This window comes from Nostoc sp., assembly GCF_036917275.1.
GTDB lineage: Bacteria > Cyanobacteriota > Cyanobacteriia > Cyanobacteriales > Nostocaceae > Nostoc.
On record NZ_JBALDF010000002.1, the window covers coordinates 90,097 to 113,849 of the forward strand.

A 23,753-nucleotide genomic window follows, 5' to 3' on the forward strand; every position below is an offset into this window, starting at 1 on the left:
GCCAAATCACCAATCTGTTACACCTGAATTGAGAACTGCTATAGTCACTAAAGAATTTCCTTTTCTCTGAGCCAAGAAATTAAGTTTTTCACTTTTCCTCTTAAAGTGTATTGAGAAGTTTCAATTACATTAGTTTCTGGGATATCAGAAATTAACTTTGCAACTACACCAAATGTAGAAGTTTTGTCGTATATTAGATAATTACATTTGCTTAATAGATAGATATCTACTAAAGCTTGAACACCATTTTCAAACCTATCTGGACATTCAGGATTCTGATGTAAAGAAGATCCTGACATTGGATACCACTTATCTGTTACTAAAATATTAGTATATTTAGTTCTAAAAAAATCTTCTACTTCCTTATTGTCAGTCGCTAAAAATATCAAAATCTTAGGATCTTTTTCATAAATCTTATCAATAAAATTTAAGTATGTATTAATCGAAGATTTTCTGTCAGTATATCTAACATGAACCCCAATTACGTTATCTTCAAAAGAATTATCTATAGTTTTTTTTATAGTTGCTTGAATACTAGGTTGTAAACTCAGATTTTCTCTAATTATCTTTTTTAAGATAGTTTCATTACTTAGTTTTTGTAGATAAGCAAAATCACCTGAAAAATGTTGTCTTAGCTTATAAGTCTCTGTTACAAACGACCATCTAATCAAAATATCTTCACTATAATCGATGCGCGACATATTAGTAGTATATTTTGACCATATTCTAGGGTTATTGTATCTCAAATCAGCTTCAGATTCATATAATAACAATAATTCATTCACAGATTTCTCTAAGTTATTCTTCCAGAAATTTGGATTGACAGATTGAGTAGAAGGTATTTCTGAAGCTTGAGTAATATGATGAAGATTAAAAAAATTAGGAAAAACATTGCTGCGATTATTGGAGTAAGTCTCATCGCTCCAATCAACAATTATCTTTCTATTAGTAAGCTGAGTATATAAAATACTGTCCAAGAGAGCGAGAAAACGATTTCCCATCCCTGCTTTTCCTTTCGCTACTAAAAATTTGTCTCCAACCATTTCTAATTCCTCCTAACAACTTTAAAATCAAATAAGTGATCGTTCATCGGGTGTAATCAACATAAAACACCTTTGATAGAATCAATAATGAACCAACAAAACTAAGCATAAGTAAATAAATTGTCCTGATCTTACGCTTGAGGGAGCTTTTTCCAATCTTCTGACGAAACTAGGACTTACCCATTGATAGGAAATACCAAATATGGGTAATTTGAAAAACCACACCTGCCATCGGGGCACAGCATTGCTGTGCCTGTAGGGTGCGAGTCTATTTACCCCTAAAGAATGATTAATAAAAGCCTAAAACGTCCTATTTTGGTAAATGCATATCATAATTGATTTGTACAGTGCGTAAGCCAGATAAATTTCCTTTCAGTAAACACAGCTATTTTGCTCAATGTTTTATAGTTTACCAAAATCATGTCATTAATGATAACCCAAATCAATGATTGACAAAATTACCAAGTTAGGTGTTATCTCTTTAAACCTAATTTCTAGCCACCATATTGAGTTTCCCAACAGGCTACTAGGATGTTGGCAAGAAAAGGTTTTTGTTATGCGGATACTGATATCCCTACTACTCGTCAATTTGACCAACGCGGCGGATATTCAGAATGTCGCTCATTTTCTTAATTTGGACGAACACTTGCTCTAGTTGAGAGCGATCGCGTATATCTATTCCTAAGTCCATCAATGCAGGTTGACCAGTAGCGGTTTTCACCTGGGCATGGCGGACATTGATTCCTTGGTCACTCAACCGTGACAAAATATCCTTTAGCACCCCTACACGGTCAAGGGCTTCAATTTGAACATCTACTGGGTAAGTGTGCGGGCGACCACTATTTTCGGCGGCTGGGTTCCACCTAACTGGTACTAAACGCTCATACTCCACGCTCTCCAGATTATGGCAGCCTTGGCGATGAATTGAAATCCCCCTACCTCGCGTCACCACACCAATTATTGGTTCACCAGGAATCGGGGTACAACACCCAGCTAAATAATACACCAAACCTTCTACCCCAACAATTGGCGAATCTGTGGAGCGGAAGGTAGTTAGAGGTGCATCTCGCAAAGCTTTTGATGTAGTTGGCTCTTTGGGGAGAAATGGGGGCACAGTGGAAACTGGTTGTTGTCCCTTGGCCACTTCTCGCCAACGATTTAGCACTAAATTCAATGTAACTTCACCGTAACCCAAACCGGCAAGTAAATCTTCCACGCTGTGGTAGTTACACTTTTCGGCGACAATCTCCATTGCATCCGACTTCAGCAGACTATCAAAACCAGTTTTACCAAGTTCCTTTTCTAACAATTCCCGTCCACGGGCGACATTTTCTTCCCGGCGCGATCGCTTGTACCATTGTTTTATCCGATATTTCGCTGCCGAAGTTCTAACAAAATTCAACCAATCCAAACTCGGATGGCTGTTCTTTTGGGTGAGAACTTCTACAATATCGCCATTTTGCAGCCGTGTTGACAGAGATACCATTCGCCCATTCACCCGCGCCCCGGAACAATGGTTCCCCACTTCCGTATGAATCCGATAAGCAAAATCTACAGTAGTAGAACCGGGACTTAAAGGAACAACATCACCCTTAGGGGTGAAGACATAGACATCATCTTCAAATAAATTATCTTTGACACTATCAAGATATTCTTGTGCATCCTTGAGATCAGTTTGCCATTCCAGCAGTTGTCGCAGCCAAGTAAACTTGTCATCTGTCGCTGTCAAATGGCTAATACTAGAACCTCCTGTTTCTTTATACTTCCAATGGGCAGCAATCCCATACTCAGCGATATGATGCATTTCGATTGTCCGAATTTGCACTTCCAAAGGACGGCCAGTTAGTCCAATCACTCCAGTATGCAACGACTGGTAACGGTTAGGCTTTGGCAATCCAATATAGTCCTTAAATCTCCCAGGAATTGGGCGAAAAGCATCATGAACCACCGCCAACGCCCGATAACATTCCTCATTGGTCTGGACAATAATCCGCAACGCAGCCAAATCGTAAATTTCATGAAATTCCTTTTGCTGGCGGTACATTTTTTGGTAAATGCCATAAAGGTGCTTAGGGCGACCGCTGAGTTCTTGAAACTGGATTCCGGCTTGCTGCAAACGCTCTTGCAAAATGTTCGTAGTTTTGACCAATTTCTCTTCTCGCGCCGTCCGTTTTTCGGAAACATACTCCTGCATTTGGCGGAAAGCTTCCGGTTCCAAATACTTAAAAGCCAAGTCTTCTAATTCCCATTTAATTCGCCAGATCCCCAGGCGATTGGCTAAAGGCGCGAAGATATCTCGCGTTTCCTGGGCACTGCGGCGGCGGCTGGCTTCTGACATGTATTGTAAAGTTCGCATATTATGCAAACGATCAGCCAACTTCACCACAATTACCCGAATATCTTGTGCCATTGCCAAAAACATCCGCCGGAAGTTTTCCGCTTGACTTTCAGTTTTGCTGGTGAAATTGATTTTAGAGAGCTTGGTGACACCTTCGACCAATTGCCGCACTTCTGGCCCAAAGCGTTCTTCTATTTCTTGACTTGTAACTTCTGTATCTTCAACGACATCATGGAGAAATCCAGCTGCTATCATAGCAGCACTACCTCCCAAGTCACGCAGCAAGTCAGCTACAGCGATGGGATGAGCAATGTATGGTTCTCCCGATTTGCGATATTGACCTTGATGCAGTTGGTAGGCAAATTCAAATGCGCGACCAATTAAAACTGCATCATTATGCCTTCGGTCATCTTCAGCTTCACTGCTAATTGTCGATGACTCCTTCAAACATTTTTTTAACCATTCTGGAATGCTTAGATCAACTGATGAATTTATAGCTAGGCTGCTCATACAATTGGGTTTAGAGTGGATCGGTAGATAATGTGAATGATAAATAAAACTGGCAGCATCGCCCGAAGAAGATGCTGTCGCCCTGTGGTCGATTACGTAAAAACAGTGTAAGGATGATTCTCCAATTACCGTTGGTAGTCATCCGGTGGAAGTTTCAAGGATCATAAAGAAAATCCATTGATGGGAAACAAAGCCTCAAACCATGATTTGAGGCTTTTAGTGCTGATAAGTCTTTAAGAAAGTTTATTGTAGAAGAAAAATTACTTGACATTAATATATCTTAATTAGTACTAGATGTCTTTAAACTGTGAGAAATATCTGGCACTCGTAACCTTGTTAGAGCAATTACGCTCCGATGCCACGACTACCCAAATCGTTGCGCCCGAACTGCGAGTGCGTGTAGCCTCGTTGCAGCAATTTTTCGGGCAGCAAATTGTGCCTTTGGCTGATGAAAACTGGCGAGTGCAGTCTTATCAAACGGAGATGAGCAAGCAACTGCGCCTGTTGGAAATAGATGTGATGTTTTTGCAAGGAGCGCGGCAGGCTTCTACTGCACAAACGAGACTTCAGACGATTACCGATCGCTTGACAACTCTCATTCAATACTGTGATGCCATTTTGCAACCAGAAGTGGAAGGAGAAAAATAACAATTCTTTACCTTTTTCTCTAATTAATCCATCATCTCATTTACGACCGTTAGTGAAAAGTTATTTTGGCAACAAGTTTCAAATCTGTAAAGGGGAATGGGGAGTAGGGAGTAGGGATTTAGGAGTGAGAACTTTATAAGAATTCTTCCCCATTCCCTATTCACCATTCCCAATACCTTTGAAGAGAAGATTCATTGTGCGGCGCATGTACGCTTCTACTGGCTCTGTTGTAGGTTTGAAGATCAGTGCATAATATAGTGACCCGCTCACAAGATCGATAATTAAGTCTACGTCTGCATCCTTGTGAATTTCGCCTCTAGATTTGGCACGCTCAAGTACTTTAGAAAAGGCTTCACGTCGAAGTTTTGTATATTTTGTCCAGTAAACCTCTGCAAACTGAGGATTGCTAGACGCTGTACTAATTATCAAGGCGAGTGTCTGACGACCAAGGGGACTATCTATTTTTTTGGCGGCATTATTGATTAGGATATCCATGTCTCCCCAAAAGCTGCCAGTATCGGGGATCGCTAAATCATCCCTCAGACTTTCTATCGCGTCTGCAACTAGTTCTTCTTTGGAAGTATAACGCCGATAGATGGTCGTTTTACCAACTCCAGCCCGGGAAGCGATCGCTTCTATACTCATACTTTCATATCCTACCTCTGCAAGCAAGTCTAAAGTCGCTTGCAGAATAGCTTGGTCAGCATGGATGCTGCGTGGGCGTCCAGAAGGGCTGTTGATTTGGTTACTCATAAAAATATCATTCCCAAGCAATATCTTCTTAGCCATTTGCTTCTACTTTTGGGCATAGAACATACCCGATGGAAAAGAAATAAGCCCTATGACCCAATTCTTATACATGAAAACAGCAGGAGTGACTATCCATCTTTAGCATAGGTATTTCTGCCACTTTTCATTGAAAACTCTCTTGACCGTTTTTATATGATACGCTACCGTAGCGTATACATACAATATTTAATTTTAGCTTTGGGTTGGGCTACGCCAAAGCCAGGTATCGCTTTTACATCCTCCAAATATTATTTGTGCTAACAATGGCTACCAACATTAAACATTCAACTTTTGATCAATTTGGTTACGTGCAGGGGCCATTGAAGTGGGCGATCGCTTTCACGGCTTCCCTTGGTGCAATCTTAGAAGTGATTGATACCAGTATTGTTAACGTTGCTCTGACTGACATCCAAGCTAGTTTGGGTGCAACTGTTAGTGAAGTTGGTTGGGTGGTGACTGGATATGCGATCGCTAACGTCGTTTTAATTCCCTTATCTGCATGGTTGGGAGATTACTTTGGGCGCAAAACCTACTTCATCTTCTCGTTGATTGGCTTTACCCTTGCCTCGGTTTTATGCGGGTTAGCATTTAATTTACCAATGCTGGTTTTTTCTCGAATTCTTCAAGGTTTATGTGGTGGTGGATTGCTAGCTAAAGCACAGGCAATTTTGTTCGAGACTTTTCCACCTGCTGAACAAGGTATGGCCCAGGCAGTTTTTGGGGTAGGTGTAATTTCTGGCCCAGCCATTGGCCCAACTTTAGGGGGATTTTTGGTAGATGGTTTGGGCTGGCGCTGGATTTTCTTTGTTAATATTCCCTTTGGGATCATTGCAGTAGCGATGTCCTTTGTATTTTTGCTCAAAGACAAAGACAAGAGCCAGACACAAAGCCAAGTCGTCGATTGGTTCGGGATTGGGTTTTTGGTCATCGCTGTTGGTTCAGCGCAAACTTTGTTAGAGCAAGGAGAGACAGACGATTGGTTTTCCTCCGGCTTCATCACCACGTTGGCGATCGCTAGTATTATCAGCTTGGGACTGTTTATTTGGCGAGAACTGAAAACAGATCACCCGGCTGTGGATTTGAGAGTTTTGCGTCACCGTTCTTTAGCTGCGGGAAGCGTTCTCTCAGCACTGGTGGGTATGGGGCTTTATGGCACACTCTTTGCTGTGCCGATATTTGCTCAGAGCGTGCTGCACTTTACGGCAACGCAGACAGGACTATTGTTAGCACCTGGGGCTTTAGCGTCTGCGATCGTTATGGTTTTATTAGGCAAACTGTCTAGTAAAATTGATGCCCGATTTTTAATTGCAATGGGCGCTGTCGGATCATCTGGAGTCATGTTTCAACTAGCAACAATTACCCCACAAACCGGCACAGATGATTTATTTTGGCCATTGGTATGGCGTGGGGCTTTTACTGTGTTGATGTTTCTCCCTTTGAGTTTGGCAGTTTTAGGCCCGCTACCTAAACGAGATGTTTCTGCCGGGTCGGGTTTCTACAACCTGACTCGACAACTAGGTGGTAGCATTGGCATTGCCCTACTCACCACTTTGCTTGATCGACGAGAAGCCTTTCATCGAGCCATCTTGTTAGCAAAACTTACTCCTTATGACCCTGAAACCAATCAGCGCCTCGATGCACTCAACGGGGCACTCCAAAGCCAAGGCACGGATGCGATTACAGCTCAACAACAAGCACTAACTATATTAAGTCAAATAGTAGATACCCAAGCTGCTGTTTTATCTTACGCAGATTGCTTTCGAGTCGTAGGTGTGGCCTTCCTTTGCTCATTACCCCTGTTACTATTCCTGGGTAAAGGCGCTGCAGGAGCGAAAGCGCCAGTCGGTCACTAGGGGTAAAGTAAATAGCGATCGCACCCCCATTTTAACGTGAGTTCGACAAACCTCTCTCTGCCTTGAACTTTAGTTCAAGTCTGTCTCTCTGGGAGTCGGAGAAGGACAGCTTTTGCCTAGTCAAACCTCTTAGAGGTTTTTTGATTCAACTAACTAGGCAGACATGATATGACCTGTCGAACTCACGTAATCTTAAATTCTCTAATTGCAAAATTACGTAAAAACACGGTTTAAAGATTATTTTCTCCCAGAAGTCACTGAAGAGGCTTAATATATACCGATATATGTGGCTCAGAAAAGTAAAAGCCCTGCTCAGTTTTGAGCCGGACTATGTGAAGTTTTATTGCTAAAATTAGAAATCTTTATCTTAGAAAAAGTTCATTATTGTAATAATGCTTACGCTGGTCAACATCATTAAAGCGCCCATAATAATAGATTCACCTAAGGGATTGCGGGATTTTGAATTGTTCATCTAAATAAAATCCTTTTTGTTAATAGTTCCTTAACCATATCAACATCAGTATAAATATCCATAAAAGTATTGTAAAACTTAAGAAACCGTAAAGTTTCTTAGTAAATACTACATTAATAACTAATGTATTAATTTTTACTTTTAATCGGTTATTCTCCTGGTTTCTCCAGTTCCATAATGTAGTAATTTCCGAATAGAATAATTACCTGAACTCCGAGCGGAATACGCGTCTTTGTGAGCTAAAATAAATCTTAATCAAGGTAAAAATATTTGAACAGAAGATTATCATGACAGTCTCCACGGCATCTAGAAACCAAACGATCGCTTTTGACTTAGACAAATTAAATGAGCAATTTGAAACTGCCACTCCAAAAGAAATACTGGCATGGTCTATAGACAATATCCCAACGGGACTGGTGCAAACGAGCGCCTTTAACGTGGATGACATGATAATTACCCATATTCTTTACAGTGAACTGAAGCATCCCGTTCCTGTGATATTTCTCGACACCTTGCACCACTTTGACGAAAGCCTAGAATTAGTTGCCAAAGCTAAACAAGTCTACAACCTGGATTTGCAAACTTACAAAACTCCAGATGTAGACACCCGCGAAGCCTTTGAAGCCAAATACGGCGACAAACTTTGGGACAAAGATATTGCCCAATTCCACCACGTTACAAAAATTGAACCACTGCTACGGGGTCTAGATGAACTCAACAGCGTCGCTTGGATCACCGGACGCCGCCGTGACCAAGCTGTAACCCGTGCTAATATGCCCATATTTGAATTAGACGGTAAAGGTCGGCTGAAAGTAAATCCCATAGCCACCTGGACACGCCAAGACAGCTGGGTTTACGTGGCTGAACACGGAGTCATTTACAACCCTCTACACGATAAAGGTTATCCCAGCATTGGCGATCAACCTATCACCACCAAAGTAGGTCAAGGCGAAGACGAACGCGCCGGACGCTGGCGGGGAAGTGAAAAAACAGAATGTGGAATTCATATTTAAGGGGAAGTAGAAAGTAGGGAGTTGGGGAATAATAAGAAAAGAAGAATTTCCCCTGACTCTCCTCTGCTTACTCTGCGCCTCTGCTCAAAGCGCTGCCAAGGACTGCTCGCTAGTCCCGAAGAATAAACTTCACTTTTTTCGGTTTCAAAATCAGAGTGGTTTTTTATCAGTAGATTAGACAAATAGTCGGCAGACATGGAAATACCAATATCCTCTAGATGACTATTACCATTACAACACCAAAAGAAGGGGACAGAAGTTGAAAGCTAAGGAAATTTTGCTTTCCTGTCTGGAGAATCCGCCAACATTGGTGAAATTGGCACAAATGTTAGGAGTGAGCGATCGCTGCTTCGACTAAAAACAAAGTCGCTATTCTGCAAGATACTAAAGATACTTGTGGTTGAGCAGTCAAAGGCTATGGAGATAATTACATCAGCACAATACCATCAACAGCATGTAGAAAGCCGCAAGGAGTATGAGGTTGTCTACAACACTGAAGGTTACGATCGCATTGTCAGATATAGCGATCGTTACGTTACAGGCAGTTATCGAGAAGTTCAACTCAGACATGGAGTCCTTCTGCTACTGTATGATGGCAGATGGCTCAATGACTTAAGTGTAGAGAGCTTCTACGACAAGCATCAATGGATTGTAGCAAGATTTCACCTGGCAGGAAGTAGTAGGATAGTGATTTCTGGAAATCAAGATAAATCCTTCAAAGCTGATTATATACACCAAGCGGGTAAAAATTATTTATTTTATTTGTCAGATATTAAACAAATTGACGAAGTGGCAGTAGGTACAGAACTGACAATTCTAATTCTTTTCAACTTCGATTTCTTTAGGTCATTTTCTACAGGTTCAGAAGTTCTACCTGAACCATTACAAGTACTGCTAGAGTCTGATACTCTACCTCTATTCCATCGTCAAGTTGGTCAAATCACCCACCAAATGCATTTAGCCTTAGAGCAAATCTTGCATTGTCCTCATCAGGGGATGATGAAGCGGATGTATTTAGAAAGTAAAGTCATCGAACTTCTATCGTGGCAATTGACTCAGTTTGTCGAAACTGAACAGGGACAGTATCCAGTTACTAGTCTCAAGCCTGTTGATGTGGAAAGGATTTACCAGGCTAAGGAAATTTTAATTCAAAATCAGATCGAGCCACCTTCACTTATGGACTTAGCACAACTTGTTGGGCTGCATCATATGAAGCTAAAACTTGGCTTTCGTGAGATTTTTGGCACAACTGCATTTGCTTGTTTGCGTTCTTACCGTTTGGAACAAGCAAAGCAGTTTTTACAAGAGGGCAAAATGACTGTAGAAGAGGTGGCAAATGTAGTTGGTTACTCACATCTAGGTCATTTTAGAAACGCTTTTAAGCGCAAGTTTGGTATTACCCCTAGTGCTTGTCGAGCCGGGAAGATTGTTATGGAATGATCATGTAAAAGGGATTAGGAATAAGAGTGAAAAAATTAACCTCAGTGCGATGAATCTCACTCTCCTACAAGACTACGGTGTACATATAAGTCTGGAATAATTTACACATCTGGGTTTTAGAATAGGTTTTACCCCATCCTAACCCTCCCCGATATATGGGGGAGCCACTGCGTTGGGCGGGTAATGCCCGACTTGTTCGCTCTTAGCGTTCCCGCTCTTTAGCATGTGGCGTGAGGGAACTAGATTTCCGGTTTCCCTCCTTTATAAAGAGGATGAAGATGGGTAAAAATTAATACTACGCTCTTGCCGCGACTAGTTAAAGCTCGTCCTTTGTGGCCTAATTTTTGTCCTCTATGGCCTAGATTTGTGGTTCTGTAAATGTGTAATCTCCTTACAATAGTTGCAAATTATTTTTAATAAAAATTTGGACTAAATTTCTGTGAGGAGCAATATCTTGCAAAAACCTTGGCGATTTTTTATTTTTAATTTAGGGATTGGGATTTTCGCCCCTCTATTACTGACTCAAGCAGCCTTCGCTAAATCAAAAGGGAGTCAAATAATCACTGAAATACATACAGGTGTTGATTCACAACCTCTCTCAACCACTGCCAAAAACTTGTTATCTCAAAATACAGACAATGATTTAATGGTGAAAATCACTCAAGTTAAGGTGAACACCACAAATAAAGGAATTGAAGTAATTTTGGAAACAACTGCATCGGACAAATTGCAAGTAGATATTAAAAGTCAAGGTAATAACTTTATTGCAGATATTAAGAATGCTCAATTGTTTCTGCCATCAGGTAACAAATTTAGCCAACAGCAACCAGCACAGGGAATCACGACTGTAACTGCCACTAATTTAGATGCCAATACTATCCGGCTGACAGTAACGGGTGAAGCGAGTTTAGCAGTTGTGGAGTTGTATGATAGTCCGAAGGAGGGTTTAGTTTTTGCTGTTGCCAGTGCGGCAGTTTCTGGGCAACTTGGGCAACAACCCCAAACACCACAGCCTGAACCTGAACAGCCAGCAAACCAGACACAGCCAGAACAACCATCGGCAGGAAATGATGAACCAATTGAATTAATGGTAACAGGGGAGCAAGATGGGTATCGCGTACCCAATGCTTCCGCCGCCACCAGAACCGATACGCCCCTGCGTGACATTCCCCAATCGATTCAGGTAATTCCTCAAGAAGTTCTGCGGGATCAACAAGCTACCAGTACTGCTGAGGCGCTCAAAAACATCACTGGTTTGACTCTAAGCGGTGCCGGTGGTGCCAATACTGGTACTACTGGGACTGTCTGGTGAAATCTTGCCGGGATGGAAATTCTATGGTGGCTATGCCTACACTGATGCTCAGATTACAGATGATACCAATTCTAGTATTATTGGTAATAAATTGAGCAATACGCCGGAGAATTCCTTTAACCTGTGGACAACCTATGAAATTCAAAAAGGTTCTTTGCAAGGGTTAGGGTTTGGCCTGGGCTTTTTCTTTGTCGGCGACAGGCAAGCCGATTTGGAAAATACCTTTAAATTACCCAGCTATTTCACGACCGATGCTGCCATCTTCTACAAACGGGGACAGTTACGCACACAGCTCAATTTCAAAAATTTGTTTGATGTAGACTACTTTGACACTGCCCTTAACCAGCTGCGTGTTTTCCCTGGTGAGCCGTTCACCGTACAGGGTACAATTTCGTGGGAGTTTTAAGCTTCCCTAACCCCCTGAAAAAGCTACTGTGTATACACAAGTTTTTTTACCAGGGTAACAAAAACTAAACCAGAAGAAGTCTTAACAGTTAGCTTTAAGCTGACTCAAGAAGATGTAGACTCTGGTGAAAGCACTGCTTATCTTGACCAATATAGTGGTAAGGTTTTGCGAGTAGATAGTTCTTTGAAGTTATCGTTAGGCGATGTCTAGCGACAAGCCGCAGAGCGGCTACGCATTATCAATTCCTTTGTCCCTCTGCACTACGGTACTTTCTGGGGACTGCCATCCCGAATTTTCTACGTCTTTGTCGGACTTGCACCGTTGGTTTTGTTCATCACTGGCTTTGTCATGTGGCGATATCGCTATCAACCAAAAACTAGGATAAGCGATCGCTCAATAGAACTGTCACATTCACGCCACAATTAACTAACAATACGCGATCGCAATCCTGATTTGAGGTTTTTCGTATTAAATAGAACATTTAACTGGATTAAAAATCTGACAAAACTGATTTTGAAAACTGAGCGTGCGGAATGTGGGTTTTAAGTAAAGTTTTGGCGAAAGCGCATATTTTTATCCAATCTTTCTCAGACTAAAGTGGTAAAAAATACAATAAGCCCAAGGGAAAAATGTAGAATATTGACGAGTCATTGGTAAGTTTGAGACATTTAGACAGTTCTCAATAGCTTAGGACTTACGCACACTCTACGAATTCTCGGCGCTCTTGGCACGGCAGTTGCTTCAAGTCGGCAGAGCCGCAAGGGCGCACTGCCTCGTCTTGGCGGTTCGATAAATTAAGCGAAGTTGGTAATTTTTGCGTAAGTCCTATAGCTATTTGTCATTAATATGTAGACAAAGAACGAAGGACAAATATGATTAAAATCCTCCACCTCTCCGACATCCACATGGGAAGCGGCTTCTCCCACGGACGAATTAATCCCGCGACTGGATTAAATACACGGTTGGAGGATTTTGTCAACACCCTGTCTAAATGTATCGACCGAGCGCTGACAGATGCCGTCGATATGGTGATATTTGGTGGCGACGCTTTCCCGGATGCTACACCACCGCCCTATGTACAACAAGCTTTTGCCAGCCAGTTTCGCCGTCTCATGGATGCCAATATTCCAACAGTGCTATTGGTAGGCAACCATGACCAACATTCCCAAGGACAGGGAGGAGCGAGTTTAAATATTTACCGGACTTTGGGAGTGCCAGGATTTGTTGTTGGAGATACATTAACAACTCACTGCATCGAAACCCGCAATGGCAAAGTGCAAGTAATCACCCTCCCTTGGCTAACCCGTTCCACTCTGATGACTCGCCAAGAGACTGAAGGTTTGTCTTTGGCAGAAGTCAACCAACTGTTAACGGAACGCCTGCGAGTTGTTTTAGAAGGGGAAATTCGTCGTCTTGACCCCAATGTGCCAACTGTCCTTCTGGCTCACTTGATGTCTGACAATGCTGCCTTAGGCGCAGAACGTTTTTTGGCGGTGGGTAAAGGCTTTACTCTACCCCTATCTTTGCTGACGCGACCTTGTTTTGATTATGTAGCGTTGGGACATGTCCACCGCCACCAAAATCTAAATAAATCCAACAACCCGCCGGTGATTTATCCAGGGAGCATTGAGCGGGTGGATTTTAGTGAAGAAAAGGAAGACAAAGGCTATGTGATGTTAGAACTGGAGCGGGGGAGCGCTGAGTGGGAATTTTGTCCTTTGACAGTTCGGACTTTCCGCACCATTGAAGCGGATGTCTCGAAAGCAGATGATCCCCAGGCAGTATTAATGAAAGCGATCGCCAAATATGATATTCAAGATGCAGTAGTGCGGCTAATTTACAAACTCCGCTCTGAACAGATGGATTTAATTGACAGTTCTTCTCTACATACTGCTTTAAGTGCCGCTCATACCTACACCATTCAAGCAGAATTAGTCAGTCAACTAGCCAGGCCACGGATTCCTGAATTGAGTGCGAGTAGCAGCATCGACCCAATGGAAGCGTTGAAAACTTACTTGAACAACCGCGAAGACCTTAAAGACATCGCAGCATCAATGCTGGAGGCTGCACAGAAGTTATTAACAGATGATGTGGAAGTCTGGCTGGAAGCAGCAACTAGTGAGTAAAACACATGCTAATTATATTTTCATCTTTTAAGGGCAATGTCTCCTAACAAAGTTGTTTTTAGTTAGGGACTTCTAAGTAAAAAAATATTCAACTATTTCTTGTGGGATGGAGAGAAGTCTAAGCGTCGGCTTCCTGCACTCAGAACTTCGGAGTGTCTCACGATTGGTCTCAAGTTAAAGCCATCAGCTTAGAATGTCAAGAGACCTTGCGACGTTGTGTCAATGTCGTTGACCAACAGCTTAGAATGTCAAGAGACCTTGCGACGTTGTGTCAATGTCGTTGACCAACAGCTTTAAGCAAGCCCATAGAGCGCTGATGCTCGACTAGCCAAGGAACGAGTTGTAACTCTGGGTTTTGCAACAGTGGGCGGTAAAAAAATATAATGTACCACTAAATGAGGTTCTTCAACAAGCTGCTACAACCCTTTGATAGATTGTCCGATACAGGTTAGGATAATCCATCAATTAGAGGAAAAACTTCAAGCACGCTTAATCGCGCTGTAACATGAAAACCATTCAAATATAAATTTGGGCAGATTTTTGAGGAGTTTGCTACTCTACATATCAATTGTTTTTTCTAGCCAGAGAAAATTAGGGACTCAGTAAATAAAGTTATCCAGCCTTGAATAAGCTACTCTTTACAGGTAAATCTTTTCGTTTAATGGCTTTTGTCTTACCCTTAATCATCTGGTGGGGATACAAAGAAGTACAAAACCAATTTGTACAGCCGCAAGCAGTTGTAGTGTTAGGTGGTTCAACTAGACATTTAGAGCGAGAGAAGTTTACAGCAAAATTTGTTCGAGAGCATCCAAATATACCAATTTGGATTACTGGGGGTAGTCCACCTAGATTTACCCAACAAGTGTTTACCAAAGCTGGTGTTGATCGCAAACGTTTACACTTAGACTATGAAGCTGTAGATACAGTTACTAATTTTACTACGTTAGTGGATGATTTGCAAGCTCGTGGCATCAAGAGCGTTTATTTGATTACTTCAGACTTCCATATGCGCCGAGCTTGTATCATCGGCGAAATTATTTTGGGTAGTCGGGGTATTTATTTAAAACCAGTGCCAGTTCCTTCCGAAAAACCTCCTGAATCTATCGAAAAATCTATTCGCGATGGAGCCAGAGCGATACTTTGGTTAGCCACTGGTTACACTGGTGTGGATGCAGCTAAAAATAAACGATAAATCAAACCAATTTTGGATTTTGGACTTTCCTGCGGAACGCTACGCGTAGCTTGCTTCCCCGTAGGGATACGACTTACCTCGACTTACTTCGGTACAAGTCGCTCAGTCGAACGATTTTGGATAATGGAATTGAAAATCTTTATATTCAGAAGGTTTCTCGATTTTAAACAATACAAACTATTCCAATTTTGGATCATTTATAAGAATTTGTATGAGCTTGACCTTAGTCAATACAAGGAAATTAAGACAACTAATGCCAATCATCTTGACATAAACTTAGTAATAACAAACACATCAAAGTCCAATTTTTGAAAAACTAGCGCAACACTAACCTTCAAACCAATTAACGACTTTTGCTCATTTGCTTCCTTGGTACATACTTTGCGTCCACCAAAGTTTTGAGCGGCGGCTTGGGTAACTGGAATTTATCTGTATAGTTCGGAAAAAAAACGCTCCAATCTATCTCACAATTTGATACCCTAGCTTAAACAGATTTGAGAAAAGTTAAAGCGTGGAAATTCAACTTGGGCGGGGAAAAACAGCTCACAGAGCTTACGGAATAGATGAAATTGCTCTAGCCCCCGGTAACAGAACACTAGACCCCAGTTTGGCAGATACTAAGTGGCGTATTGGCAATATTGAGCGAGAAATCCCGATAATTGCCAGTGCAATGGATAGCGTAGTAGATGTTCGCATGGCTGTACGTTTGTCACAGTTAGGAGCATTAGGTGTCCTCAATTTAGAGGGGATTCAAACTCGCTATGCTGATCCAGAGCCAATATTAGATCGGATTGCCTCTGTGGGGAAAGATGAATTTGTTGCCTTGATGCAAGAACTCTATGCCGAACCAATAAAGCCGGAATTAATTGAACAACGTATTCAGGAAATTAAACAACAAGGTGGTATTGCGGCGGTGAGTGCAACTCCAGCCGGTGCAAGTAAATACGGTGAGGCGGTGGCAAAAGCTGGAGCAGATTTATTTTTTGTACAAGCTACGGTAGTTTCTACTGCACATTTGTCACCAGAGTCTTTAGTACCGCTTGATTTAGCAGAATTTTGCCGTTCCATGCCCATCCCCGTGGTATTGGGGAATTGCGTGACTTACGAAGTCACTTTGAATTTGTTGAAAGCTGGGGCGGCTGGGGTACTGGTGGGAATTGGGCCTGGTGCTGCTTGTACGTCCCGTGGCGTGTTGGGTGTGGGTGTACCACAGGCAACTGCGATCGCTGATTGTGCTGCGGCACGAGATGATTACTATAAGGAAACTGGCAACTACATCCCCGTCATCGCTGATGGTGGTTTAATCACCGGTGGCGACATTTGTAAATGCATCGCCTGTGGTGCTGATGGTGTGATGATTGGTTCCCCCTTTGCCAGAGCCGCCGAAGCCCCAGGACGAGGTTATCATTGGGGCATGGCGACTCCTAGCCCAGTGTTGCCTCGTGGCACCCGCATTCGCGTTGCCACCACTGGTAGCCTAGAGCAAATACTCATTGGTCCAGCAGGACTAGATGATGGCACTCACAATCTTTTAGGAGCCTTAAAGACGAGCATGGGCACCTTAGGAGCTAAAAATATTAAAGAAATGCAACAAGTGGAAGTTGTGATTGCGCCTTCTTTATTAACTGAGGGTAAAGTTTATCAGAAAGCTCAACAATTAGGTATGGGGAAATAAAAGAGTGGGAGTAGGGAGATGAAGGAGATAGGGAAGAAATAATTAATGCCCAATGTCTAATTTTGGAATAAATTTTTCCAGGCCCCTAAACAATTGCTGGAAAAATCCGATATGTCGCCTACAATAGAAATAGCGGAGACGCATGTTTCCGTTCACTCCTCACACCACACTCCGCCCGAACTACTGTTCGGGCGGTTCCTTATGTTTATAAATAAAATAAGAGAGCTTCTTTGCAAATGTACATCCTCGCACTTCCAAGCTGAGGTTTTTGCTATGGTAGAATTTTCACCAAGTTCAGATATTATTGGCGAAGGTTTTAGGCATGTCAACAGCCGCACAAGTTACCGATTCTAGTTTCAAGCAAGAAGTACTCGACAGCGAAGTACCCGTTTTAGTTGACTTTTGGGCACCCTGGTGCGGACCATGCCGTATGGTAGCTCCTGTTGTCGATGAAATCTCCGAACAGTACAAAGGTCAAATAAAGGTCGTAAAAGTCAATACAGATGAAAATCCTAATGTTGCTAGTCAGTATGGCATCCGCAGCATTCCCACATTAATGATTTTTAAGGGTGGACAAAAAGTGGATATGGTGGTCGGCGCTGTGCCTAAAACTACATTAGCTTCCACTCTCGAAAAGTATCTTTGAAACTCAATCGGCAATAAAATCCTCTTGAGTTATCCATGTTGTTCTAAGTTTAGGTTAATTTTTATAAACAAGTTTGAGAGGCGCGAATTTCTCGTCTTTCAAACTTATTTACATTTGTATACAGTTTGCGCTCGCGAATAATTTTAGGAGTTTTCTAGCTCAAAAACAACTCCCTAATTCCCGTACTACCAATTTCCACTGCTAGCGCCGCCAACAAAAAACCCAAAAGTTGAGTCACAATTATTCCACCTTCTGCACCAATCCACTGGTCAATCAGATTTGCTAAACGCAAAATCAACCAAGTGATAAACATCGCCCCTAAGATACCCACCCCCACAGCAATATGCGGACTCTGTGATTTCGACATCAGCAACATCACCGTTGTCAAAGTCCCCGGTCCCGCTAGCAGTGGTAAAGCTAATGGAGTAATTGCAACATCGCGTCCTTCCTCAATAATCGGCTGATCTAATTCTCCCCGCAGCATTTGCAAAGCAATTAACAGCAACAATAGTCCTCCTGCTATTCGCAAAGAGCCGATACTGATTTCCAAATAATTTAAAATTACTTGCCCTGCAAAGGCAAATAGCAAAAGAACTGCGATCGCAATGATAATTGCTTTATCTATAACTTTGTTTCTTTGGTCTGGCATCATGCCCTTAGTCAAAACTAAAACAATTGGTATATTGCCCACAGCATCTGCCAGGACAAACACAGCGATAAATGTTTGAATGAAAATAGGAATATCCACAGCGGGTAGTTTTGATCAGGGTTTAATCACAACCTAATCTTAATCTTGATCAGTTTGCTAGAATCCAGAGGAATATTAAGATCGGCAATAAAACAAGTTCATTAAAGAAAATTTTCGCTGACACATTTATAATTAAATTCCACAAATGTTTAACTAGCGATATATTTTGATAATCTATCTTCCATAAATCAACTGTTCGTTGTTGAACCTATGAAATCTTATTTAGCCGCCGCTATTCAATTGACCAGTGTGCCAGATTTAGAGAAAAATTTGGCCCAGGCAGAAGAATTAATCGAGCTTGCCGTGCGTCAAGGTGCTGAATTGGTAGGTTTGCCAGAAAACTTTTCCTATATGGGAGAAGAAAAAGACAAACTCGCCCAAGGCGATGCGATCGCTCTTGAAAGTGAAAAATTTCTCAAAAAAATGGCTCAACGCTTTCAAATTACAATCTTGGGCGGCAGCTTTCCACTTCCTGTAGACAATACAGGCAAAGTTTATAACACCACTCTACTTATCGACCCGAACGGTCAAGAACTTGCCCGCTACTACAAAGTACACCTATTTGATGTTGATGTCCCTGACGGTAACACCTATCGTGAATCCAGCACTGTTGTGGCTGGCACGCAACTACCCCCCGTCTATTTCTCAGAAAAACTCGGTAATTTAGGACTTTCTATTTGTTATGATGTCCGCTTCCCGGAACTGTACCGTCATCTAGCAGATAAGGGAGCTGATGTTATCTTTATTCCCGCTGCCTTTACCGCCTTTACTGGCAAAGACCACTGGCAAGTACTATTACAAGCCAGAGCCATCGAAAATACCGCTTACGTCATTGCTCCTGCCCAAGCAGGCAATAACTACGCCCGCCGTCTAACCCACGGACACGCCGTTATTATCGACCCTTGGGGTGTAATTTTAGCCGATGCTGGGGAAAAGCCGGGAATTGCGATCGCACAAATCAAGCCCACTAGGCTCGAACAAGTCCGCCGTCAAATGCCCTCTTTACAACATCGAGTATTCTAGGCGCTGGGGACAAAGGGGATGAGGGAGCATACAACTCTACCAGAGGCTGCGCCCTAAGCGTAGCTATGCCGGAGGCTTTACGACTGCGCTCAGTAACCAGAGGAACAGGGAGGAAATAATCAATGCCTATTACCTGGGAATAAAACAAAAAACCGGGTAACCACCCGGTTTATGCCAATATAAGAATCCTCAGTCTTTTAGGAGCATAGCAGCACTGTGCCCCTATTTATTTGTTGTCAAAATTAAACTTTAGCAGCTGACTTGGTAACAACGTTGAGTTCACCTTTAGCATACTTAGCAGCAAAATCTTCCAAAGAAATTTGCTTGATCTTGCTTGCGTTGCCAGCAGTACCAAATTGCTGATAGCGTTCAGTACAAACCTTCTGCATATATGTAATAGAAGGCTTGAGGAAGTGACGGGGGTCAAACTCCTCTGGTTTTTTAGCCAAAGCTTCACGTACAGCAGCAGTAATAGCCAAACGGTTGTCGGTGTCGATGTTTACTTTACGTACACCACTCTTAATACCTTTTTGGATCTCTTCTACAGGTACACCGTAGGTTTCAGGAATTGCACCACCATACTGGTTAATCAGTGCAAGCAAATCTTCTGGTACAGAGGATGAACCGTGCATTACCAAGTGGGTGTTAGGCAAACGGCGGTGAATTTCTTCAATGCGGCTGATTGCCAAAATTTCCCCAGTCGGCTTGCGGGTAAACTTGTAAGCACCGTGGCTAGTGCCAATGGCAACAGCCAAAGCATCTACTTGGGTTGCTTCTACAAAGTCAACAGCTTCATCGGGGTCAGTTAGCAGTTGTGAGTGGTCGAGTGTACCTTCAAACCCGTGACCATCTTCAGCTTCGCCAGCACCAGTTTCTAGAGAACCCAAACAACCGAGTTCACCTTCAACACTGACGCCCAAAGCATGAGCTACATTTACGACTTCGCGGGTAACATTAACGTTGTACTCGAAGCTAGCGGGGGTCTTCGCATCAGCTTCTAAAGAACCATCCATCATCACGCTGGTGAAGTTGTTCTTAATTGCTGAGTAGCAGGTAGCAGGCGCATTACCATGATCTTGGTGCATGACAATGGGAATCTGAGGATAGGTTTCTACGGCTGCCAAAATCAGATGGCGAAGAAAGTTTTCTCCTGCATAATTACGAGCGCCGCGTGAAGCTTGTAAAATTACGGGGCTATCTGTCTCGACAGCAGCCTTCATGATCGCCTGAATCTGCTCCAAATTGTTAACGTTGAAAGCTGGGATGCCGTAACCGTTTTCAGCTGCGTGATCCAACAGCAGCCGCAGTGGTACAAGCGCCATAGATAGTCCTCCTAATGTGGTTGTCAGCTAGTCGGTGTGAAAGAAGCGTAATAATCACGCTAAATCTTAAGAGTTTTTTCAACTTATAGGAAATTATAACTAGTGTGGTGTGTCTATGTTGAAAAACTTTACGCCATAGTTACTATAAATATGCCCTATACTTGCTCTATACTACTGTACTATGCCCCATACTTGCTGTGTATTGCTGTAGATTTAGCTACCCTGCAACTAGTAGTTTTGGTAGCCCGGTATTCAAAATGGTCATCTCAAAGCGATCGCTTCAAGCTAAAGGTACTAATTTTTGACAAATGCTGTAAGGGTGTTTTCCCCTAAATATTGCATTTGGGATTAGATTATGCGTAGTCTACGGAATTAGCCAAATTTTATCATAAAGTGGCGATCGCACTGACTGCAATTAAAAGAGCGATCGCCCTACACGATCGCTCTTTTTACAATCAAAAATCAGTATAGTGTTGTTAACCGATCGCACTGACAAAGGCAAAGTAAAGCGATCGCTTTACATCTTCAAAGCTGTCTCAATTAAAATGCTTAACAAAGACGCGACGCTAAACAGCCCGTCCTAGACATCGCACAGACACCTAAGAAGGTGCGTAAGCTTTCTTGCTAACCCCCCTTTCCAAAATCAGGCGCTCATACTGTTATTAATCAGTCCTCTAGGAACGGCTAATCCGATAGGTAAGTGTGTAATCCCAGGTAGACCAGCCCGTACCGCTTGTTTTGGACATTTTCCAAGCTCGCTCTTCATGGGAGGGTCCTGTGGAGGAAATTTCTAATTCGGTAGTACCGAGTAAATCATCTTTATCCAAAGAACCGATCCAGCTTGCTGCGGTTGTAGCTGCTGAAAGTATCGTTCCCGCAACAGCTCCTTGTGGACCTGTTGCTGCTATAGCACCTGAAATAGCACTACTAATCTTTTTAACTGTGTCACCGTACTTAGCCCAGTCTTTTCCAGCATCTTCGTCGTAAGCCTTTAGTCCGCCTTTGACGCTTTGCCCTTGTGGGATTTCGCCCTCAAATAAAACGGTTTGGTCTGGTTTGAAAGATTTGGTTTGCTTATCATTGATTTTAATCGGAGTTGTCAGAATTGCCTTGGTGGTTTCTCCTCCAACCAAACCACCGATGAGATAAAAATCGTCAGCACCGGTTACATCTTCGGTATCTCGGCAATAAACGTTAACTAATTCGACTTTTACCTTTGTCATAAGTTTCTTGGCCTCTTGTGTTTGGTGTTGTGTTTAGAAGGGCAGTCTGTTAATGAGCATCTGAATGCCTTTTTTGTTACTCACATCTATATGTCATAGCTGTGATTTTAAGTAATAATATTTATACTTAAGTGGTAATAGTTACCTCAAACGATCGTAAAGCGGTAACAGCATTCTCTCTCTCTTTGCACCTGTACCAAGCCAGCCAGTGAGCTATTTTGTCAGGTTATAAGGAAGTCGCAGGCTCAAAAGCTATGATTGCCTTCTCCTTCAGTTATCCATCTTCACACCGCATTTAAATAACCGTAAAATTACTGAAGTACACTTCCAAGTTCGTTAATTTCGCTTAATCTGTAATCTTTTTTTATCTTCAGCAAAAAGCGATGTCTACGACGGGCTGTTCGGCGTCGCTCATCTGAAAATTTTTTATTCCCCAGAGCGATCGCATTCACAATTTTTTTGATAACGATATAGCTAGCCTCGACTTTTATCCTCAAAGACTTACTAAGTCTTCAAATTCAGTAGACCGAAAAGTTCTGCACTAAAGTAAAATTAGATACTTACATTTCGGAAACATTGTTTAGACAGTTCTGTCGAATCGGGATCTCAATTACAAACTCGGTTTCCCGATCGGGTATGGAATGGCACCGCAATGAGCCATTATGCTTCTCAGTAATAATCTGGTAGCTGATCGACAACCCCAATCCAGTCCCCTTACCAACTGGCTTAGTGGTAAAGAATGGGTCAAACAATCGTTCTTGAGCGAATTTTGGGATACCAAGACCGTTATCTACAATCCGAATCTGTACTTGATGTGAATCAAGCATCTTAGTACAAATCAGAATTTGACTGGGCTGTTGCTCAATCTCGCTAAATATACGCTGTAAATCTCGTTCTTCAAGGGCATCGATTGCATTACAAATGATATTCATAAACACCTGATTCAGTTGAGAAGCTTTGCACTCAACCAACGGCAGGTTGCCATAATTCTTAACCACTTTAATTTCTTGGTCAAACTTGCCTTTCAGGCGATGCTGCAAAATCATCAGCGTACTATCAATGCCCTCATGGATGTTGACCTGTTTGATCTCAGCTTCGTCCATACGGGAGAAATTCCGTAAAGAGCGCACAATCGTTTGAATCCGGACTGCTCCAACTTCCATTGAGGAAAGTAAGTTGGGCAAATCTTTTAGCAGAAAATCTAGGTCGATCTCCTCGCTTTTGTGCTGGATTTCCGTCACTGGACTGGGATAATGCTTTTGATACAACAGTAGCAGTTTTAATAGGTCTTGAGTATACTCATTGGCAGGCATGAGGTTGGCATAGATGAAGTTTACTGGGTTATTAATTTCATGCGCTACCCCAGCAACTAACTGCCCTAAACTAGACATTTTCTCATTTTGCACTAGTTGAGTCTGCATTCGCTTCAGTTCAAGTAAGGTAGTTTCCAACTCAGTTGCTTTCTGACGCAGTTGAGCTTCTGACTTTTGCAAAGCTTTTTCAATTTCTTTACTAGTCCTGATATCACGAGCAATTTTGGAGACACCAATGATTGTACCTGTCGAATTTTTAATCGGAGAAATTGTCAGTGAGATATCAATTAGTGTCCCATCTTTGTGTTGACGCACAGTTTCAAAATGTTCAACTCGTTCTCCTTTCCTCAATTTCTGAATAATTTGGGCTTCCTCGTTGATGCGATCAGTAGGAATAAGTATTGTCCCATGTTGACCAAGTACTTCTTTTACCTTATATCCAAATATTCTTTCTGCACCAAGATTCCAGCTAATAATTACTCCATCTAAGGTTTTGCTGATAATAGCATCCTCAGAGGACTCTACAATTGCCGCTAGGCGAAACAAAGCTTCTTCAGCTTGCTCGCTTGTCAAATTTTCCATATTAATTTACTTCCTAAATTAATAGATAAAGGGCATACCTAAATTCTTGACTATTGTGCGTTCTAAATACTCTTTTTTT

20 protein-coding genes are annotated in these 23,753 nt (G+C 42.2%); 12 read left to right on the forward strand and 8 right to left on the reverse strand.

The window, feature by feature from the left end; all coding sequences use genetic code 11:
- Nucleotides 1-47: 47 nt before the first annotated feature.
- Together V7K35_RS00620 and V7K35_RS00625 are read right to left on the reverse strand one after the other, a co-directional pair.
- Nucleotides 48-1,043, reverse strand: coding sequence for a nodulation protein NodZ (locus tag V7K35_RS00620; RefSeq protein WP_335075510.1), 996 nt, complete (start codon nt 1,041-1,043; stop codon nt 48-50).
- A 577-nt stretch (nt 1,044-1,620) separates the two neighbouring features.
- A complete protein-coding gene (locus V7K35_RS00625; RefSeq protein WP_335075512.1) occupies nt 1,621-3,891 on the reverse strand; it encodes a RelA/SpoT family protein in 2,271 nt (756 codons plus the stop codon).
- A gap of 294 nt (nt 3,892-4,185) precedes the next feature.
- Between V7K35_RS00625 and patD the strand changes: the two genes are divergently transcribed.
- Entirely contained in the window at nt 4,186-4,539 is a 354-nt protein-coding gene (gene patD, locus V7K35_RS00630; protein ID WP_335075514.1) for a heterocyst frequency control protein PatD, read from the forward strand.
- 156 nt (nt 4,540-4,695) lie between these two features.
- Here patD and V7K35_RS00635 read toward each other — a convergent pair whose 3' ends face one another.
- Nucleotides 4,696-5,292 (reverse strand): TetR/AcrR family transcriptional regulator, encoded by a 597-nt coding sequence (locus tag V7K35_RS00635; protein ID WP_335075516.1) that lies wholly within the window; start codon nt 5,290-5,292, stop codon nt 4,696-4,698.
- Between the two features lie 299 nt (nt 5,293-5,591).
- Here V7K35_RS00635 and V7K35_RS00640 point away from each other — a divergent pair, with 299 nt between their 5' ends.
- From V7K35_RS00640 to trxA, 10 genes are all read left to right on the forward strand, one after another.
- Nucleotides 5,592-7,181 carry a DHA2 family efflux MFS transporter permease subunit gene (locus tag V7K35_RS00640; RefSeq protein ID WP_335075518.1) on the forward strand — a complete coding sequence of 530 codons (1,590 nt, stop codon included), beginning with the start codon at nt 5,592-5,594 and terminating at the stop codon, nt 7,179-7,181.
- 759 nt (nt 7,182-7,940) lie between these two features.
- Nucleotides 7,941-8,666 carry a phosphoadenosine phosphosulfate reductase gene (cysH, locus tag V7K35_RS00645; RefSeq protein WP_335075520.1) on the forward strand — a complete coding sequence of 242 codons (726 nt, stop codon included), beginning with the start codon at nt 7,941-7,943 and terminating at the stop codon, nt 8,664-8,666.
- Nucleotides 8,667-9,083: 417 nt separating this feature from the next.
- Nucleotides 9,084-10,106 carry a helix-turn-helix transcriptional regulator gene (locus tag V7K35_RS00650; protein ID WP_335075522.1) on the forward strand — a complete coding sequence of 341 codons (1,023 nt, stop codon included), beginning with the start codon at nt 9,084-9,086 and terminating at the stop codon, nt 10,104-10,106.
- 454 nt (nt 10,107-10,560) lie between these two features.
- On the forward strand, nt 10,561-11,418 hold the full coding sequence (locus V7K35_RS00655; RefSeq protein ID WP_335075524.1) for an AMIN domain-containing protein: 858 nt from the start codon (nt 10,561-10,563) through the stop codon (nt 11,416-11,418).
- Nucleotides 11,384-11,824 (forward strand): TonB-dependent receptor domain-containing protein, encoded by a 441-nt coding sequence (locus tag V7K35_RS00660; protein ID WP_335075526.1) that lies wholly within the window; start codon nt 11,384-11,386, stop codon nt 11,822-11,824. Before V7K35_RS00655 ends, V7K35_RS00660 begins: the two co-directional genes overlap by 35 nt.
- Nucleotides 11,825-12,061: 237 nt before the next feature.
- Nucleotides 12,062-12,250, forward strand: a complete 189-nt coding sequence (locus V7K35_RS00665) for a PepSY-associated TM helix domain-containing protein (protein WP_335075564.1) — start codon at nt 12,062-12,064, stop codon at nt 12,248-12,250.
- 446 nt (nt 12,251-12,696) lie between these two features.
- The gene (locus V7K35_RS00670) at nt 12,697-13,950 is read left to right on the forward strand and encodes an exonuclease SbcCD subunit D (protein WP_335075528.1); all 1,254 of its coding nucleotides are present in this window, start codon (nt 12,697-12,699) and stop codon (nt 13,948-13,950) included.
- 661 nt (nt 13,951-14,611) lie between these two features.
- Nucleotides 14,612-15,142, forward strand: a complete 531-nt coding sequence (locus tag V7K35_RS00675) for a YdcF family protein (RefSeq protein ID WP_335075530.1) — start codon at nt 14,612-14,614, stop codon at nt 15,140-15,142.
- A gap of 511 nt (nt 15,143-15,653) precedes the next feature.
- Nucleotides 15,654-16,817, forward strand: a complete 1,164-nt coding sequence (locus tag V7K35_RS00680; RefSeq protein ID WP_334726358.1) for a GuaB3 family IMP dehydrogenase-related protein — start codon at nt 15,654-15,656, stop codon at nt 16,815-16,817.
- Between the two features lie 322 nt (nt 16,818-17,139).
- A complete protein-coding gene (gene trxA / locus V7K35_RS00685) occupies nt 17,140-17,463 on the forward strand; it encodes a thioredoxin (protein ID WP_273763647.1) in 324 nt (107 codons plus the stop codon).
- Nucleotides 17,464-17,617: 154 nt separating this feature from the next.
- Here trxA and V7K35_RS00690 read toward each other — a convergent pair whose 3' ends face one another.
- Nucleotides 17,618-18,211: a MarC family protein gene (locus V7K35_RS00690; protein WP_334797457.1), complete on the reverse strand. Its 594-nt coding sequence runs from the start codon at nt 18,209-18,211 to the stop codon at nt 17,618-17,620.
- 210 nt (nt 18,212-18,421) lie between these two features.
- Between V7K35_RS00690 and V7K35_RS00695 the strand changes: the two genes are divergently transcribed.
- On the forward strand, nt 18,422-19,234 hold the full coding sequence (locus V7K35_RS00695) for a carbon-nitrogen hydrolase family protein (protein ID WP_335075532.1): 813 nt from the start codon (nt 18,422-18,424) through the stop codon (nt 19,232-19,234).
- A gap of 242 nt (nt 19,235-19,476) precedes the next feature.
- Here V7K35_RS00695 and fba read toward each other — a convergent pair whose 3' ends face one another.
- The 4 genes from fba to V7K35_RS00715 all read right to left on the reverse strand — a co-directional run bounded on the left by fba (nt 19,477) and on the right by V7K35_RS00715 (nt 23,674).
- Nucleotides 19,477-20,556 (reverse strand): class II fructose-bisphosphate aldolase, encoded by a 1,080-nt coding sequence (gene fba / locus V7K35_RS00700; protein ID WP_334726355.1) that lies wholly within the window; start codon nt 20,554-20,556, stop codon nt 19,477-19,479.
- A 674-nt stretch (nt 20,557-21,230) separates the two neighbouring features.
- Nucleotides 21,231-21,779 carry a hypothetical protein gene (locus tag V7K35_RS00705; RefSeq protein ID WP_335075534.1) on the reverse strand — a complete coding sequence of 183 codons (549 nt, stop codon included), beginning with the start codon at nt 21,777-21,779 and terminating at the stop codon, nt 21,231-21,233.
- Nucleotides 21,780-22,090: 311 nt separating this feature from the next.
- Nucleotides 22,091-22,276 carry a hypothetical protein gene (locus tag V7K35_RS00710; RefSeq protein WP_335075536.1) on the reverse strand — a complete coding sequence of 62 codons (186 nt, stop codon included), beginning with the start codon at nt 22,274-22,276 and terminating at the stop codon, nt 22,091-22,093.
- 63 nt (nt 22,277-22,339) lie between these two features.
- The gene (locus tag V7K35_RS00715) at nt 22,340-23,674 is read right to left on the reverse strand and encodes a PAS domain-containing sensor histidine kinase (protein WP_335075538.1); all 1,335 of its coding nucleotides are present in this window, start codon (nt 23,672-23,674) and stop codon (nt 22,340-22,342) included.
- Between the last annotated feature and the right edge of the window lie 79 nt (nt 23,675-23,753).

Coding starts and splice junctions, on each gene's coding strand:
- V7K35_RS00620 (WP_335075510.1), bottom strand. CDS start 1,043: ATGGTTGGAGACAAATTTTTAGTAGCGAAAGGAAAAGCAGGGATGGGA.
- V7K35_RS00625 (WP_335075512.1), bottom strand. CDS start 3,891: ATGAGCAGCCTAGCTATAAATTCATCAGTTGATCTAAGCATTCCAGAA.
- patD (WP_335075514.1), top strand. CDS start 4,186: ATGTCTTTAAACTGTGAGAAATATCTGGCACTCGTAACCTTGTTAGAG.
- V7K35_RS00635 (WP_335075516.1), bottom strand. CDS start 5,292: ATGAGTAACCAAATCAACAGCCCTTCTGGACGCCCACGCAGCATCCAT.
- V7K35_RS00640 (WP_335075518.1), top strand. CDS start 5,592: ATGGCTACCAACATTAAACATTCAACTTTTGATCAATTTGGTTACGTG.
- cysH (WP_335075520.1), top strand. CDS start 7,941: ATGACAGTCTCCACGGCATCTAGAAACCAAACGATCGCTTTTGACTTA.
- V7K35_RS00650 (WP_335075522.1), top strand. CDS start 9,084: ATGGAGATAATTACATCAGCACAATACCATCAACAGCATGTAGAAAGC.
- V7K35_RS00670 (WP_335075528.1), top strand. CDS start 12,697: ATGATTAAAATCCTCCACCTCTCCGACATCCACATGGGAAGCGGCTTC.
- V7K35_RS00675 (WP_335075530.1), top strand. CDS start 14,612: ATGGCTTTTGTCTTACCCTTAATCATCTGGTGGGGATACAAAGAAGTA.
- trxA (WP_273763647.1), top strand. CDS start 17,140: ATGTCAACAGCCGCACAAGTTACCGATTCTAGTTTCAAGCAAGAAGTA.
- V7K35_RS00695 (WP_335075532.1), top strand. CDS start 18,422: ATGAAATCTTATTTAGCCGCCGCTATTCAATTGACCAGTGTGCCAGAT.
- fba (WP_334726355.1), bottom strand. CDS start 20,556: ATGGCGCTTGTACCACTGCGGCTGCTGTTGGATCACGCAGCTGAAAAC.
- V7K35_RS00705 (WP_335075534.1), bottom strand. CDS start 21,779: ATGACAAAGGTAAAAGTCGAATTAGTTAACGTTTATTGCCGAGATACC.
- V7K35_RS00715 (WP_335075538.1), bottom strand. CDS start 23,674: ATGGAAAATTTGACAAGCGAGCAAGCTGAAGAAGCTTTGTTTCGCCTA.